The following is a 14,536-nucleotide window of genomic DNA, read 5'->3' as shown; positions in this document are numbered from 1 at the left end:
CGCGCGGTCTACTTGACCTGGGCCGAGATGATGCTCATCACCGCTGTGTCGGCGAGGGTCGTGGTGTCTCCGACCTCGCGGCCCTCTGCGACATCGCGCAGCAGGCGCCGCATGATCTTGCCCGAGCGGGTCTTCGGCAGCTCGCCGACGATGTACACGTCGCGCGGTCGTGCGATCGCACCGATCTGCTCGCCCACCCACAGACGCAGCTGCTGTGCGAGGCCCGCGGGGTCGTGAGCCGACAGGTAGCTCTCCTTGATGATCACGAACGCGACGACGGCCTGACCGGTGGTCTCGTCCGCGGCTCCGACGACCGCGGCCTCGGCGGTGGCCTCGTGAGCGACCAGCGACGACTCGATCTCGGCCGTCGAGAGGCGGTGGCCCGAGACGTTCATGACGTCGTCGACGCGACCCAGCAGCCACAGGTCGCCGTCGGCATCCAGACGTGCGCCGTCGCCCGCGAAGTAGTAGCCCTGCTTCTCGAACTTCTCCCAGTAGGTCTCCGTGAAGCGCTCGGGATCGCCCCAGATGCCACGGAGCATGCTCGGCCACGGCTCGGTGACGACGAGCAGGCCGCCGTTGCCGTTGCCCACCTCGGATCCTGATTCGTCGACCACATCGATCGAGATTCCGGGAAGCGGTACCTGCGCCGAACCGGGCTTGGTCGCCGTGACGCCGGGAAGCGCCGAGACCATGATCGCGCCCGTCTCGGTCTGCCACCACGTGTCGACGATCGGGGTCTTGCCGGCGCCGATCACATCGCGATACCAGATCCACGCCTCGGGGTTGATGGGTTCGCCCACCGAGCCGAGCAGGCGCAGCGACGACAGGTCGAACTTCGCGGGGACGCTGCGACCGATCTTCATGAACGAGCGGATCGCTGTCGGTGCGGTGTAGAAGATCGAGACCTTGTACTTCTCGATGATCTCCCACCAGCGGCCGGGGTGCGGAGCGTCGGGAGTGCCCTCGTAGATCACCTGCGTGGCGCCGTTGGCGAGGGGGCCGTAGGTGACGTAGCTGTGCCCGGTGATCCAGCCGATGTCGGCGGTGCACCAGTAGACGTCGGTCTCAGGGTGCAGGTCGAACACGTACTTGTGCGAGTAGGCCGCCTGGGTGAGATAGCCGCCGGACGTGTGCAGAATGCCCTTCGGCTTTCCGGTGGTGCCGGAGGTATAGAGGATGAACAGAGGGTTCTCGGCGGGGAAGGCCTCGGCGGTGTGCTCGGGGGATGCCGCGGGGACGACCTCGTGCCACCACAGGTCGCGGCCCTCTTCCCACTCGACCTCGTTCTCGCCGCGCTTGACGACGAGCACGTGCTCGACCGTCTGCTGCTCACCGTCGCCCCGGTCGGCGAGTGCCTGGTCGACCGCGGGCTTGAGAGCGGACACGCGGCCCTTGCGGTATCCGCCGTCGGCGGTGATCACGAGCTTCGCCCCGGCGTCGTCGATTCGCGAGCGCAGGCTGTCGGCGCTGAATCCACCGAACACGACGGAGTGGATCGCCCCGACGCGGGCGACCGCGAGCATCGACGCGACCGCTTCGGGGATCATCGGCAGGTAGATCGCGACGCGGTCGCCGTGACCGATCCCGAGCCCCTCGAGCACGTTGGCGACGCGCTTGACCTCCTCGGTCAGCTCGGCGTAGGTGATCGACCGGGAGTCGCCCGGCTCGCCCTCCCAGTGCAGTGCGACCCGGTCGCCGTTTCCTGCCTCGACGTGGCGGTCGAGGCAGTTGTAGGCGACGTTGATCTCTCCGTCGTCGAACCACTTGGCGAACGGAGGAGTCGACCAGTCGAGCACCCGCGTGAACGGCTTGTGCCACTCGAGGAGCTCGCGGGACTGCGCGGCCCAGAACGCCTCGCGGTCGATCGCCGCACTCTCGTACAGCGCCGGTGACGAGACCGACTGGGCGACGAAGTCCTCGGACGGCGGGAACTGGCGGGTCTCATCGAGAAGATGATCGATCTGACTGCTCATCGGCAGACGCTCCTTTGCGGCATGGCAGGTCGTGCGGGCGAGACCGTGCGGGGGCACGATCAGGTCACGGCGAATCTAGTCTCGGCCACCGACGTCGCATACTGCCGAAAGTAGGTAGTGCGCCGGGTTTTGTCAGGACGGTCGCCTTGCGTACACTCGACGTCAGCCGAATTCTCATTCTGGCCTTGGCGTGCCCGATTCCCCCATGAGGGGACGCCGTGGGCGGCATCTCATTCCCCCCGTGAGATGCCGCCCTTCTCTGTCTGGGAGCGTTCTCACGGATCGCGCCTCCGTGCGCTGTCAAGAACCGCATCCCCTCTGCACGGTTATCGTCCGTTGAGGGTTCCTCACAGGGCGTGGCCAGGTGCCGCGCAGCGGCGGATGCAGGGCTGGGCGCTCGCCTACTTTCGGGGGATGCCTGATCCTTTCGTCCTCCAACCGCGCGGAGTCTCGCCGTGGAGCGCAGATCTCCGGTCCGGAGCGCACACACCGCTGACCGTGGATCCTGTGTTCGGGCCGCTTGCGGAGCACTGCGCAGACGAGTCGGTCACCGACATCTTCGTCAACGGTGCATCGGGACTCTTCGTCGACCGCGGTCACGGCGCCGAACCCGTCTCCGGCTGGAGCGCCTCCGAGCGCGAGGCGCGCGACCTCGCGGTCGCACTCGTCGGCCTCGGCGGCAGACACCTCGACGATCAGGCGCCGTGTGTCGACGTGAGGCTGGAGTCCGGCATCCGGGTGCACGCGGTGCTGTCACCGATCTCGACGACGGGCACGGCGCTCTCGATCCGCGTGCCGCGAGTGCGCGCAGCCGACCTCGAGGCGCTGGCTGCGCTCGGCTCCTTCGACGCTCGTCAGCACAGTTGGCTTCGGGGGCTCGTGGCGGAGCGCGCGAACATCCTCATCACCGGGGGCACGGGCACGGGCAAGACGACTCTGCTGTCAGCACTGCTGTCGGAGGTGCCGACCGCTGAGCGCATCGTCACGATCGAAGACGTGGCCGAGCTGAGGCCGCGGCACCCTCACCATGTCGCCCTCGAGGCCAGGCAGCCGAACCTCGAGGGTGCTGGCGGCATCACTCTGGCCCGGCTCGTACGGGAGTCGCTGCGCATGAGACCCGACAGGCTCGTCGTCGGCGAATGCCGCGGTGAGGAAGTCAGAGAGCTCCTCACCGCACTGAACACCGGACATGACGGCGGCGCCGGCACCCTGCACGCCAGTGGACTGAGCGATGTGCCGGCGCGCTTGGAGGCCCTCGGTGCCCTCGCCTCGATGGATGCCACGGCGCTCGCGCGCCAGGCCGTGAGCGCGTTCACCGTGGTCCTGCACCTCGAACGCGCACCGGGCGGGCAGCGGCGCATCGCACAGGCGGGAGAGTTCACTCTGATCGGCGATCGCCTCGGCATCGATGAGGTGCGGCCATGGTGAGTCGTAGGCGACGAGGCGCTCCCGACACCGGCGCCGACACTGCGACCTCGGTGCAGACACTCGCGGTGCTGCTGCAGGCGGGCGCGGTGCCGGTGGTCGCGTGGCGCCACCTCGCCTCGATCGGCGACGTCCATGCGGAGTCGATCGTCGCTCGGATCGACGCAGGCGCCCCGCTGGTCGCCGCGATCGAAGCCGAAGGCGGGGCGTGGCAGGATCTCGCCGCGGCGTGGGAGGTGGCCACGACCGTGGGCGCTCCGCTCGCCGAGGTGCTGAGAATGATCGCCGAGACGCTTCGTGATGCGGCGTCAGCCGCTGATGACGTTCGCATCGCCTTGGCCGAGCCGGCCGGCACCGCCCGGCTGCTCCTCTGGATGCCGTTCGCGGGGCTCCTTCTCGGCTTCGCGCTCGGATTCGACACGCTCGGCGTGATCGTCGGCACTCCGGCCGGCGCGGGCTGCGTCATCGCCGGTCTGCTGCTCGTCCTCGCGGCGCGAATGTGGACGGCGCGGCTGCTCAGGCGCGCTCGTCCCGAACCGGGCACGCCCGGCATGCGGGCAGAGCTCATGGCGGTCGCACTCGCAGGCGGGGCTTCCATCCCACGCGCCCTGCGCCTCGTCGAGGAGAGCCCCGCATCGCGCCTCGGGGACGACGCGCGCATCCGCTCGGTGCTCGATCTGTCGCGCTCCGCCGGTGTGCCCGCCGGCGAACTCCTGCGCGCATCCGCGGGTCAGGAGCGCCACGCGTCCCGCGTCGATGGCCGAATGCGCGCGGCGAAGCTCTCGACGAAGCTCCTCATCCCGCTGGGAGTCTGCACCCTGCCGGCCTTTCTCCTGCTCGGGGTCGCTCCGATGCTGCTGAGCGTCCTCGTATCGACACCGCTGCCGCTGTGACGACCGCACACCTCCGGATGCACCGAGCATCCGCCCACAGAAAGAAGGAACCCATGAACACCCTCCCCGAACTCACCCGCAGTCGCGCAGCGACGCTCTTCGGCGACGACAGTGGCGCAGCCACCGCCGAGTATGCGATCACGACAATGGCCGCCGTCGCCTTCGCCGGACTCCTCGTCGTCATCATGAGGTCGGACGAGGTGCGCGGCATCCTCACCGACCTCGTCCGTCGGGCGCTCACGGTGTCGTGATGGGGGTGGTCCGCTGCGGGGAACGCGGCTCCGTCGCGGCCGAACTCGCGCTCGCGCTCCCCGCTGTCCTGCTCGCGCTGCTCTTGGGCGCGGGCGCGCTGGGCGCGGCCTCCCGTCAAGTCGCCCTTCAGGATGCGACAGCGGATGCCGCACGACTGCTCGGCCGGGGCGAAGACGAGGGAGCCGCGGCGCGGGCGGTAACCACCGCCGTCCCGGGAGCGGGGATGTCGACGAGTTCGTCCGGAGATCTCGTGTGCGTGTCCGCGCAGACGGACGTCGAGGTCGGCGGGCTCATCAGGATCGGGCTGCAGGCGTCCAGCTGCGCGTTCGCCGGAGGGCTGTGATGCACGGGCCCTCGGAGGGGGAGGGCTGATGGCGGGCTCAGCCCTCGCCGCCGGTCTCCTGTCGGTCGCCGCAGCGCTCTCTCTGGGCCTCGCTGCCGTCGGGGGAGCGGCGGTCACTGCGCAGCGTGCAGCCGGAGCGGCGGATGCCGCGGCGCTCGCCGCAGCAGACGCCGCCAGCGGGGCGATTGCGACCGGCGAGGAACCGTGCGCACTCGCCGCCCGCGTCGCCGCCGCCTCCGGCGCGACGCTCACCGACTGCGCCGTCGACGGCTTCGTGGCGACCGTGCAGGTGAACGCGGCGTACGCTGGACTCGCTGCCGTCTCCCGAGCCCGTGCTGGGCCACCCGAGGGATCCTGACGGCGGCACGAAGCACTTTCCGGCGAAAATGCGGGCGACCACTGTGACCAACCCATCACGGCGGTGTGTATGGTGTGCTTCGAAGAAAGGACGCTCCCTTGGCTGAAGGCAAGAAGCTCGTCATCGTCGAGTCTCCGACGAAGATGCGGTCGATTCAGGGGTACCTCGGCGATGGCTACGAGGTGCTCAGCTCTGTCGGCCACATCCGCGACCTCGCAGACAAGAAGGACATCCCGGCTGCCGACAAGCAGGCATACGGGAAGTACTCGATCGACGTCGACAACGACTTCGACCCCTATTACGTGGTCTCCGATCGCAAGACGAAGACCGTGGCCGAGCTCAAGCGCGCGCTCAAGACCGCCGACGAGCTCCTGCTCGCAACTGATGAGGACCGCGAGGGCGAGGCCATCGCGTGGCACCTGCTCGAGACCCTCAAGCCCAAGGTCCCCGTCAAGCGCATGGTCTTCCACGAGATCACCAAGGACGCGATCCAGGCCGCCATCGGCAACACCCGCGAACTCGACATCGACCTCGTCGATGCGCAGGAGACCCGCCGCATCCTCGACCGGCTCTACGGCTGGGACGTCTCGCCCGTTCTCTGGTACAAGGTCAAGACCGGGCTGTCGGCCGGACGCGTGCAGTCCGCCGCCACCCGCATGATCGTCGAACGCGAGCGCGAGCGCATGGCGTTCGTCTCCGCCGAGTACTGGGACGTCGAGGCGCTCGCCTCCTCGTCTTCCGGATTCACGGTGCGTCTGGTTCGCGTCGACGGCGGCCAGCTCGCCCGCGGCACGGACTTCGACGATGACGGAAAGCTCAAGAAGGCCGTCGTCATCCTCGACGAGAAGAAGGCCGTGGCACTCGCGCATGCCGTCGATGCGGCAGGCACCGGAGCGGTGACCAAGGTCGAGGCGAAGCCCGGAACCCGCAGCCCGTACGCGCCGTTCACGACCTCGACGATGCAGCAGGAGGCGGGGCGCAAGCTCTCGATGAGCGCCAAGCAGGCGATGAGCGTCGCCCAGCGTCTGTACGAAAAGGGTTACATCACCTATATGCGTACCGACTCCGTGGCGCTGAGCACCCAGGCGGTGCAGGCGGCGCGCAGCCAGGCCGTCGCGCTCTACGGCGACACCGCAGTGCCGCTCAAGCCGCGCGTCTACAAGTCGAAGAGCAAGAACGCGCAGGAGGCGCACGAGGCGATCCGCCCCTCGGGAGAGACCTTCCGCACTCCGAAGTCTGTGTCGTCCGAGCTCGACCGCGAGGAGTTCCGCCTCTACGACCTGATCTGGAAGCGCACCGTCGCCAGCCAGATGGCCGACGCCAAGTACGAGACCACGACGGTCACGATCGCCGTCGACGCTGCCGGGCAGAAGGCCGAGTTCACGGCCTCCGGAACCGTGTACACGTTCAAGGGCTTCCTCGAGGCGTACGAAGAGGGTCGCGACGAGAAGCGCAATGACAAGGATGCCGACGAGAACCAGTCGCTCCCGATCGTCGCCGTCGGCGACGAGCTGCGCATGTCGGAGTCCCAGGCCAAGGGTCACCGCACGACGCCGAAGCCGCGCTACACCGAGGCTTCGCTCGTGAAGGCACTCGAAGAGCACGGCATCGGTCGCCCGTCGACGTTCGCCAGCATCATCGGCACCGTGATCGACCGCGGCTACGCGACCAAACGCGGCCAGGCACTCGTGCCGACCTGGCTCGCGTTCAGCGTCGTCCGTCTGCTCGAAGAGCACTTCGCCGATCTGATCGACTACGATTTCACCGCCGCACTCGAAGACGACCTCGACGCGATCGCCCGTGGTGAGCAGAAGCGCGTCGAGTGGCTGCGTTCCTTCTATTACGGGTCCGACTCCCACGTAGGACTCCGTCAGGTCGTCGACAACCTCGGTGAGATCGACGCGCGCGCGCTGAACTCGACGCCGATCACAGACAACGCGACGCTGCGGTTCGGCAAGTACGGTCCCTACCTCGAGGTCGCGAACCCCGAGGCCCCGGACGAGAAGCCGCGCATCGTCAACGTGCCGGAAGATCTCGCGCCTGATGAGCTCACGGCGGCCAAGGCGCAGGAGCTCATCGATGCTCCGGTCGCCGGCGACCGTGTGCTCGGCACCAACCCCGAGAACGGCAAGATCGTCGTCGTCAAGGACGGCCGGTTCGGTCCCTACGTGCAGGAGAACGACCCGGTGTCCGAAGACGCCGCCGTCGACGAGGCGACCGGCGAGGTCGTCGAGGCGCCGAAGCCGAAGCGCGGAGCGAAGAAGGCCGCAGCACCCAAGCAGCGCACCGCCTCGCTGTTCCGTTCGATGTCGGTCGACACGATCGAGCTCGACACCGCGCTGCAGCTGCTCAGCCTGCCTCGCGTGGTCGGCAACGATCCCGAGACGGGCGACGAGATCACCGCGCAGAACGGTCGTTTCGGTCCGTACCTCAAGAAGGGCACAGACTCCCGGTCGCTCGAGAGCGAATCGGAGATCTTCGATGTGACCCTTGAGAAGGCACTCGAGATCTACGCTCAGCCGAAGTACGGCGCGGGCTCCCGTCGTGCGTCGAGCGCGCTCGCCGAGTTCGAGGCCGACCCGGTCAGCGGCAAGCCGATCCGCATCCGCGACGGACGCTTCGGTGCGTACGTCACCGACGGCGAGACCAACGTGACGATCCCGCGCGGCCAGAAGGTCGAGGACATCACGTTCGAGACCGCCGTGCAGATGCTGGCGGACAAGCGTGCGAAGGGCCCTGCGCCCAAGCGCGGAGCCGCCAAGAAGGCTCCCGCGAAGAAGCCCGCGGCGAAGAAGGCTCCCGCCAAGAAGGCGGCGGTCAAGAAGCCGGCCGCGAAGAAGCCTGCGACGGATGCCGAGAAGGCCGCCGCGCGCTCCGCTGCAGCCAAGAAGGCGGCGGCGACCCGTGCCGCGAACGCCGCGAAGAAGGCCGGTTCGTGACGTCGCATCCCGGCGTCTGGATCACCCTCGAAGGCGGAGACGGCTCAGGCAAGACCACGCAGGCCGAGCTCCTCGGCGAATGGCTGAGAGACGCGGGCCGAGCCGTGGTGCGCACGCGCGAGCCCGGCGGGTCGGAGGTCGGCCAGCTGATCCGCGACATCGTGCTGCACCACCGGGGTGACATCGCTCCCCGTGCGGAGGCTCTGCTCTATGCCGCAGACCGCGCGCATCACGTGGCGACGGTCGTCCGACCGGCGCTGGAGCGCGGCGAGGTCGTTCTGCAGGACCGCTACCTCGACTCGTCCGTGGCCTATCAGGGCGCTGGCCGTGTGCTCGACGGCGACGAGGTCCGCAACCTCTCGATGTGGGCCGCAGAGGGTGCTCTGCCCGACCTCACCGTGCTGCTCGACCTCGATCCCGAGTCCGCACGCGTGCGTCTCGACTCTGCGGACAAGCCCTTCGACAGGCTCGAGGCTGAGAGGACCGAGTTCCACGCGCGCGTCCGCGAGTCCTTCCTCGCCCTGGCGGCGGCCGAGCCCGGGCGATTCCTGGTGGTCGACGCCGCCGCGACCCCCGAGGTGATCGCTGCTCAGATCCGCGAGCGCGTCGCGACCCTCGTCGCCTGAGGCATCGGGCGTCTCTCATTCCCCCCAGGGGTGCCGCGCACGTCGGTGCTCCCGATTAGGCTGAGTCCATGCCCCAGACTGTCGCCGCCCCCTTCCCGTGGGCCGATGTGTGGGGGCAGGACGCCGCCGTCGAGACCCTGCGCAACGCGGCATCCGATCCGACTGCACTGTCGCATGCCTGGCTGATCACCGGTCCTCCCGGCTCGGGGCGCTCCACCCTCGCCCACGCCTTCGCCGCCGCTCTGGTCGCCGATCGCCCCGACGACGAGGCGGCGATGCGCCAGGTGCTCGCGGGAACACACCCCGACGTGACTGCTCTCCGCACCGACAAGGTCATCATCACGATCGCCGAGGCCCGCGCTCTCGTCGAGCGTTCCTATTTCGCACCGTCTGCCGGCCGCTACCGAGTGATCGTGGTCGAAGATGCTGATCGCATGGTCGAGCGCACCTCCAACGTCCTCCTGAAGGCACTCGAGGAGCCGCCCGAGCAGACCGTCTGGATCCTCTGCGCGCCCAGCGAGGCCGATCTGCTGCCGACGATCCGATCGCGGGTGCGCTCGCTGCGACTGCGCGAGCCCGACGTCGCAGACGTGGCGCGGCTGATCACGCTCCGCACCGGCGTCGACGAGGTCGTGGCCGAACAGGCCGCTCGTCACGCGCAACGTCACATCGGCATGGCTCAGCGTCTGGCGACCGACGATGCGGCCCGCAGGCGTCGTGACGAGACCCTGCGATCGGTGCTGGGAGTCCGCGGCGTCAGCGACGCGGTCGAGGTCGCCGGGCGCATCATCCAGGCAGCCAACGACGATGCCAAGGCGCTCACAGCCGAACGCGATGCGGCCGAGCGTGCGAGCCTGTTGCGCACGGTCGGCATCGCCGAGGGCCAGGCCGTGCCGCCTGCTCTGCGTTCCCAGATCTCCGCGCTCGAAGACGATCAGAAGAAGCGCGCGACCCGCAGCCTGCGTGACGGGATCGACAGGGTGCTGACCGACCTGCAGTCGCTCTTCCGCGACGTGGTCATGCTGCAGTTCGGCCGCGATGGCGAACTCATCAACCGAGAGCTCCGCGAAGAACTGGCGGCCCTGGCTGCCGCCTGGCCCGAGACCCGTACGCTTGTCGTACTCGACCACCTTGCCGACACTCGCCAGTCGCTGGAGCGCAACGTCGCACCGCTTCTCGCACTCGAGAGCTTGCTCGTGACTGTCACGAGCGGGAGGACACCGTGAACACTCGACCGACTTCCCGCATCCGACGCGCCGTGGCCGTGATCGCCGGCCTCGCCGCTGCATCCGTGGCGCTGTCCGGCTGCCTGTACGCGATGATCCCCGAGGGGGCCGAGCCGAAGCCGTCGGTGACCAACGCGCCGGACACCGAAGGCGTCGCTGAAGATCTAATGCCCTTCTACGGGCAGACGCTCAGCTGGACCGAGTGCGGCACGGGCTTCGACTGCACCGATGTGACCGCCCCCCTCGACTGGGAGAACCCGGGCGAGGGTGAGATCACGCTGTCGGTCGTGCGCCATCAGGCCGAGGGAACCGCTCAGGGGTCGCTGCTGACCAACCCCGGTGGCCCCGGTGCCAGCGGCGTCGAGCTGGTCCGCGACAGCCTCGACTTCGCCGTCGGCGCCGACCTGATCGAGAACTACGACGTGATCGGGTTCGACCCGCGCGGCGTCGGACAATCGAGCGCCGTCACCTGCTTCGATGCGGCGGGGATGGACGACTACCTCTACACGATCCCCGCGGCCCCCCGGGGGAGCGCCGAGTGGGAGACCGAGTTGCTCCAGGCGCACAAGGAATTCGCCGACGCGTGCGAGGCGAACAGCGGCGGCATCCTGCCGTACATCACCACCATCAACGCGGCGCGAGACATGGACCTGATCCGTGCGGTGCTCGGCGACACGCAGCTGAACTATCTCGGCTACTCGTACGGCACCTTCCTCGGTGCGACGTATGCCAACCTCTATCCCGAGAAGGCGGGGCGCCTCGTGCTCGACGGCGCGATCGACCCGGCGGTCTCGGGTCTCGACGTCGGAGCGACCCAGGCGATCGGCTTCGAGTCCGCGCTCCGCGCCTACATGCAGGACTGCCTGGATTCGGGTGAGTGCCCGTTCAACGGCTCGGTCGATGAGGCGATGGCCGACCTCGGCGCGCTGCTCGCGAGCGTCGACGCGTCCCCCCTCGAGAACGGCGACGGACGCATGCTGGGCGCCGATGCGCTGATGACCGGCATCATCGCGGCTCTGTACTCGGCCGACAGCTGGCCCTACCTGACGCAGGCATTCGACGAGGCCCTCCAGGGCGACCCGACGACGGCGTTCTTCCTCGCCGACTTCTACAACGGTCGGGAGAACGGCACCTACCTGGACAACTCGAGCGAAGCGTTCCGCGCGTACAACTGCATGGACTATCCGGTCGAGGATGACCCGGCGGCCGAGGCCGACACCATGGCGAAGATCGCCGAGGGCGCACCGACCATCGCGCCCTACTGGAACGGTCCCGACTCCTGCTCGGTGTGGCCGTACCCGCCCACCGGCACCCGCGGCGAGATCACGGCAGAGGGTGCAGGACCCATTCTCGTCGTCGGCACGACCAACGACCCGGCGACGCCGTACGAGTGGTCCGAGTCGCTCGCAGACCAGCTCGAAGAGGGTGTTCTGATCACCCGCGTCGGCGAAGGTCACACCGGGTACAACAAGGGCAACACGTGCGTCGACAGCGCTGTGGAGGCTTTCCTCCTCGACGACGTCGTGCCCGAAGACGGCCTCCGCTGCGAGTGAGTCAGGCTCGATTCGCGGTGCGGCCCCAGAACGGGTAATATCGATGATCGCGCCGCTTTAGCTCAGTCGGCAGAGCATTTCACTCGTAATGAAAAGGTCGTCAGTTCGATTCTGACAAGCGGCTCCAGCAGGCCCTGTGATGTGAACAACATCACAGGGCCTTTTGGTTTCCTGGGCCAGGCACGCACGGAGCCACAGAGCGTCCCTCTCGGCGTACCCTCGAGACATGAGCAGAGCGCTTCTGATCGTCGATGTGCAGAACGACTTCACCGAGGGCGGTGCGCTGGCCGTCGCCTGCGGCGATGCCGTCGCATCCGCCGTGTCCGCCTTCCTCGCCGCGCATGCCGGTGACTACGACGTGATCGTCGCGTCGCGGGATTGGCACGATGCCTCGGGCGACAACGGGGGTCACTTCGCCGAAAGCCCCGACTTCGTCGACACGTGGCCCGCGCACTGCGTCGCCGGGACGATGGGTGCGGAGTATGACCCGCTGCTGGTGACGGATGCGATCACGCATCACGTGCAGAAGGGGCAGGGCGTGCCGGCGTATTCGATGTTCGAGGGGGCGACCGAGACGGGCGTCACCGTCGGCGCGATCCTGACGGACGCGGGCGTGCTCACCGCGGATGTCGTCGGGATAGCCACCGACCACTGCGTCCGCGCGTCGGCGCTCGACGCGATCGCGCACGGCGTGCAGGTGCGGATCCTCACCGACCTGATCGCGGGTGTCGCCCCCGAACCGAGCGCGGCGGCGCTCGCCGAGCTCGCCCACGCAGGCGCCGCGCTGGTCGAGAGCGACGCTGCGTGACGCGCAGCGTGCTCCTGCTGCGCGCGGTCAACGTCTCCGGCCGCAATCGTGTGCCGATGGCAGAGCTGCGCGAGGCGCTGGTCCCGGTGCTGGGCGAGGTGTCGACCTACATCGCGAGCGGGAACATCCTGTGCGAGCATCCGCACGATCCGGCATCCGCGTGTGCGGAGGTGCGCGCTCTCATCGTCCGGGAGTTCGGCGTCGACACTCCGGTGATCCTGCGGACGCACGACGCGCTCGTGCAGGCTCTGCAGGCGCACCCCTTCAGCGGATCGACCGAGAAGCTGCTGCACGCGATGTTCCTCGAGGGGCCGGCAGCCCCCGGGGCCGTCGAGGCGCTGCAGCAGCGTCTCGTGGCGGGGGAGCGGATCGCGCTCGTCGGCGACGACCTGTGGATCGATTATGCCGAGGGCGGCGTGCACAGCACGAAGCTCACGAAAGTCGTCCTCGATCGTGCTCTCGGTGTCGCCGGCACCGCGCGCAACCTCCGCACGGTCAGAAAGCTCGCCGAGTTGACCGCATGAGCGCTCACCCCGAGGTCGCTCGACTCAGTGCAGCCGGCGGCACCTGCGGGTGAGCCTGCAGATCCACCCTGCGCGTGCCGCATCCGCCGCAGCGCACGTAGAGGACGATGCCCTCGCTGGTCGGATGCCGCGAGTCGACGATCCAAGAGTGCTCGTGCTCGTGCGCGGGGGCGGTCTGACGGGGGATCGGGAGGGTGTGCAGTGACGTCATGCATCCAGCGTGATGTAATGGCCTTATGCATCTCAACCCTTACGGCGAGTATGCGGTGCTGCTGGCCGCATCGCTCGCCGACGACTTCCCCGCCGATCGCGCCGGAATCGAGGAGAGAACGCTCGAGATGGGCATGACGATGACGTTCCCGCCTGCACCCGACGACCATGAGCGAGTCCGCGAGGTCGTGGATGACTGGTTGCAGATCGTCGACGAGCGGGACCCCGCGGCGAGAGCCGAAGTGCTCAATGCGCAGATGGCGAAGGCCGCGGCCTATCCACGCCTCACGAATCACGACGGCGAGGGATGGCACCTGCACTACCGAGACGACGTGCAGTCACTGCCGTACGTCCTCCGGGCGATCTTCGCGGTCGGCACGTCGCTGCATCTCGTCACGCGTGGCATGGATCGCCTCGGACGCTGCGAGGCCTCGCCGTGCACGAACGTGGTCGTGGACGTGACACGAAACGGCAGGCAGCGCTTCTGCTCGGTGCGCTGCGCGAACAGAGCGGCGGTCCGGCGTCACAGGGCGCGCGTGGGCGCCTGACACCGGACCGCCGGATACGCGGATCAGATCACGCGGTCTGCTCGGCGTGCCGCCCTTCGGCGACCTCTTCGATCAGCTTGGCGTTGAACGCGGGCAGATCGTCGGGGGTGCGGCTCGAGACCAGGCCCTCGTCGACCACGACCTCTTCGTCCACCCAGGTCGCTCCGGCGTTGCGGAGATCGGTCGCGAGACTCGGGTAGCTCGTCAGGGTGCGTCCGTCGACGACGCCGGCCTCGATCAGGATCCATGCGCCGTGGCAGATGACGGCGACGGGCTTGTGCTGCTCGAAGAACGAGCGGGCGAGATCGATCGACGGCTTGTCGAGCCGCAGGTGATCGGCATTCACCACGCCGCCCGGAAGCACGAGCGCGTCGAACTCGTCGGCCGTCGCGGCGTCCGACGTGAGATCGACGTGCTGGACGTGACCGTTCTTGCCGGTGATCTGCAGTCCTTCGGGTGCGATCAGCGTGGCGCTCGCGCCCTCGCCCTGCACCGCTTCCCACGGACTGGTCAGCTCGCTGTCCTCGAATCCGTCCGTGGCCAGGAATGCCACTCGGCTGTCGGTGAGAGTCGCCATGATGCGTCCTTTCGTGGAGGTGGAGGTCCCGGTGGGGGATGACTCGACACTCTCGCACGGGACGGATGCCGTGAAGGGGGTGGCCGGATGGACGCGGCGGTGATAACGGTGGGCCCCGTGGGGCTCGAACCCACGACCCGCGGATTAAAAGTCCGATGCTCTGCCAACTGAGCTAGAGGCCCGCCCCTCCAGTCTAGGGCGCAAAGAAGGAGCCGCTGACGACGTGTCGCCAGCGGCTCCTTCTCCATCTCACCGTCCTCCCCCTGAGTGGCGAGATG

Annotated in this window: 15 protein-coding genes and 2 tRNA genes; 13 read left to right on the top strand and 4 right to left on the bottom strand. The window is 68.4% G+C overall.

What is annotated here, in order from left to right:
* Positions 1-8 precede the first annotated feature (8 nt).
* Positions 9-1,976 (bottom strand): acetate--CoA ligase, encoded by a 1,968-nt coding sequence (gene acs, locus RQG77_RS09700; RefSeq protein ID WP_311244539.1) that lies wholly within the window; start codon positions 1,974-1,976, stop codon positions 9-11.
* A gap of 414 nt (positions 1,977-2,390) precedes the next feature.
* Here acs and RQG77_RS09695 point away from each other — a divergent pair, with 414 nt between their 5' ends.
* The 12 genes from RQG77_RS09695 to RQG77_RS09640 all read left to right on the top strand — a co-directional run bounded on the left by RQG77_RS09695 (position 2,391) and on the right by RQG77_RS09640 (position 12,923).
* Complete coding sequence (locus tag RQG77_RS09695) at positions 2,391-3,404, top strand: TadA family conjugal transfer-associated ATPase (protein WP_311244538.1); 1,014 nt, start codon at positions 2,391-2,393, stop codon at positions 3,402-3,404.
* The gene (locus tag RQG77_RS09690; protein WP_311244537.1) at positions 3,398-4,294 is read left to right on the top strand and encodes a type II secretion system F family protein; all 897 of its coding nucleotides are present in this window, start codon (positions 3,398-3,400) and stop codon (positions 4,292-4,294) included. The genes RQG77_RS09695 and RQG77_RS09690 overlap by 7 nt, the downstream gene beginning before the upstream one ends.
* A 53-nt stretch (positions 4,295-4,347) precedes the next feature.
* Positions 4,348-4,545, top strand: coding sequence for a DUF4244 domain-containing protein (locus RQG77_RS09685; RefSeq protein WP_311244536.1), 198 nt, complete (start codon positions 4,348-4,350; stop codon positions 4,543-4,545).
* Positions 4,545-4,889 (top strand): TadE family type IV pilus minor pilin, encoded by a 345-nt coding sequence (locus tag RQG77_RS09680; protein ID WP_311244535.1) that lies wholly within the window; start codon positions 4,545-4,547, stop codon positions 4,887-4,889. Before RQG77_RS09685 ends, RQG77_RS09680 begins: the two co-directional genes overlap by 1 nt.
* A 28-nt stretch (positions 4,890-4,917) precedes the next feature.
* Entirely contained in the window at positions 4,918-5,247 is a 330-nt protein-coding gene (locus RQG77_RS09675) for a helicase (RefSeq protein ID WP_311244534.1), read from the top strand.
* Positions 5,248-5,345: 98 nt separating this feature from the next.
* Positions 5,346-8,186 carry a type I DNA topoisomerase gene (topA, locus tag RQG77_RS09670; protein WP_311244533.1) on the top strand — a complete coding sequence of 947 codons (2,841 nt, stop codon included), beginning with the start codon at positions 5,346-5,348 and terminating at the stop codon, positions 8,184-8,186.
* Complete coding sequence (gene tmk, locus RQG77_RS09665; protein ID WP_311244532.1) at positions 8,183-8,812, top strand: dTMP kinase; 630 nt, start codon at positions 8,183-8,185, stop codon at positions 8,810-8,812. The genes topA and tmk overlap by 4 nt, the downstream gene beginning before the upstream one ends.
* A gap of 68 nt (positions 8,813-8,880) precedes the next feature.
* Positions 8,881-10,038: a DNA polymerase III subunit delta' gene (locus RQG77_RS09660; RefSeq protein ID WP_311244531.1), complete on the top strand. Its 1,158-nt coding sequence runs from the start codon at positions 8,881-8,883 to the stop codon at positions 10,036-10,038.
* Positions 10,035-11,591, top strand: a complete 1,557-nt coding sequence (locus RQG77_RS09655; protein WP_311244530.1) for an alpha/beta hydrolase — start codon at positions 10,035-10,037, stop codon at positions 11,589-11,591. Before RQG77_RS09660 ends, RQG77_RS09655 begins: the two co-directional genes overlap by 4 nt.
* A gap of 51 nt (positions 11,592-11,642) precedes the next feature.
* A tRNA-Thr gene (locus RQG77_RS09650) sits at positions 11,643-11,718 on the top strand.
* 99 nt (positions 11,719-11,817) lie between these two features.
* Entirely contained in the window at positions 11,818-12,399 is a 582-nt protein-coding gene (locus tag RQG77_RS09645) for an isochorismatase family protein (protein ID WP_311244529.1), read from the top strand.
* A complete protein-coding gene (locus tag RQG77_RS09640; protein ID WP_311244528.1) occupies positions 12,396-12,923 on the top strand; it encodes a DUF1697 domain-containing protein in 528 nt (175 codons plus the stop codon). Before RQG77_RS09645 ends, RQG77_RS09640 begins: the two co-directional genes overlap by 4 nt.
* Positions 12,924-12,927: 4 nt before the next feature.
* On the opposite strand, the gene RQG77_RS09635 is transcribed toward RQG77_RS09640, so the two are convergent.
* Positions 12,928-13,134 carry a hypothetical protein gene (locus RQG77_RS09635; RefSeq protein WP_311244527.1) on the bottom strand — a complete coding sequence of 69 codons (207 nt, stop codon included), beginning with the start codon at positions 13,132-13,134 and terminating at the stop codon, positions 12,928-12,930.
* Between the two features lie 25 nt (positions 13,135-13,159).
* On the opposite strand from RQG77_RS09635, the gene RQG77_RS09630 reads away from it, so the two are divergent.
* A complete protein-coding gene (locus RQG77_RS09630; RefSeq protein WP_311244526.1) occupies positions 13,160-13,681 on the top strand; it encodes a CGNR zinc finger domain-containing protein in 522 nt (173 codons plus the stop codon).
* A 28-nt stretch (positions 13,682-13,709) separates the two neighbouring features.
* On the opposite strand, the gene RQG77_RS09625 is transcribed toward RQG77_RS09630, so the two are convergent.
* Positions 13,710-14,258, bottom strand: a complete 549-nt coding sequence (locus RQG77_RS09625) for a type 1 glutamine amidotransferase domain-containing protein (RefSeq protein ID WP_311244525.1) — start codon at positions 14,256-14,258, stop codon at positions 13,710-13,712.
* 109 nt (positions 14,259-14,367) lie between these two features.
* Positions 14,368-14,440: transfer RNA gene (locus tag RQG77_RS09620), tRNA-Lys, on the bottom strand.
* Positions 14,441-14,536 lie beyond the last annotated feature (96 nt).

It is taken from the genome of Microbacterium sp. WCS2018Hpa-23, from assembly GCF_031843845.1.
Taxonomy (GTDB): domain Bacteria; phylum Actinomycetota; class Actinomycetes; order Actinomycetales; family Microbacteriaceae; genus Microbacterium.
Note: the sequence above shows the minus strand (reverse complement) of the source record. Positions and strands in the feature narration are given on the sequence as shown.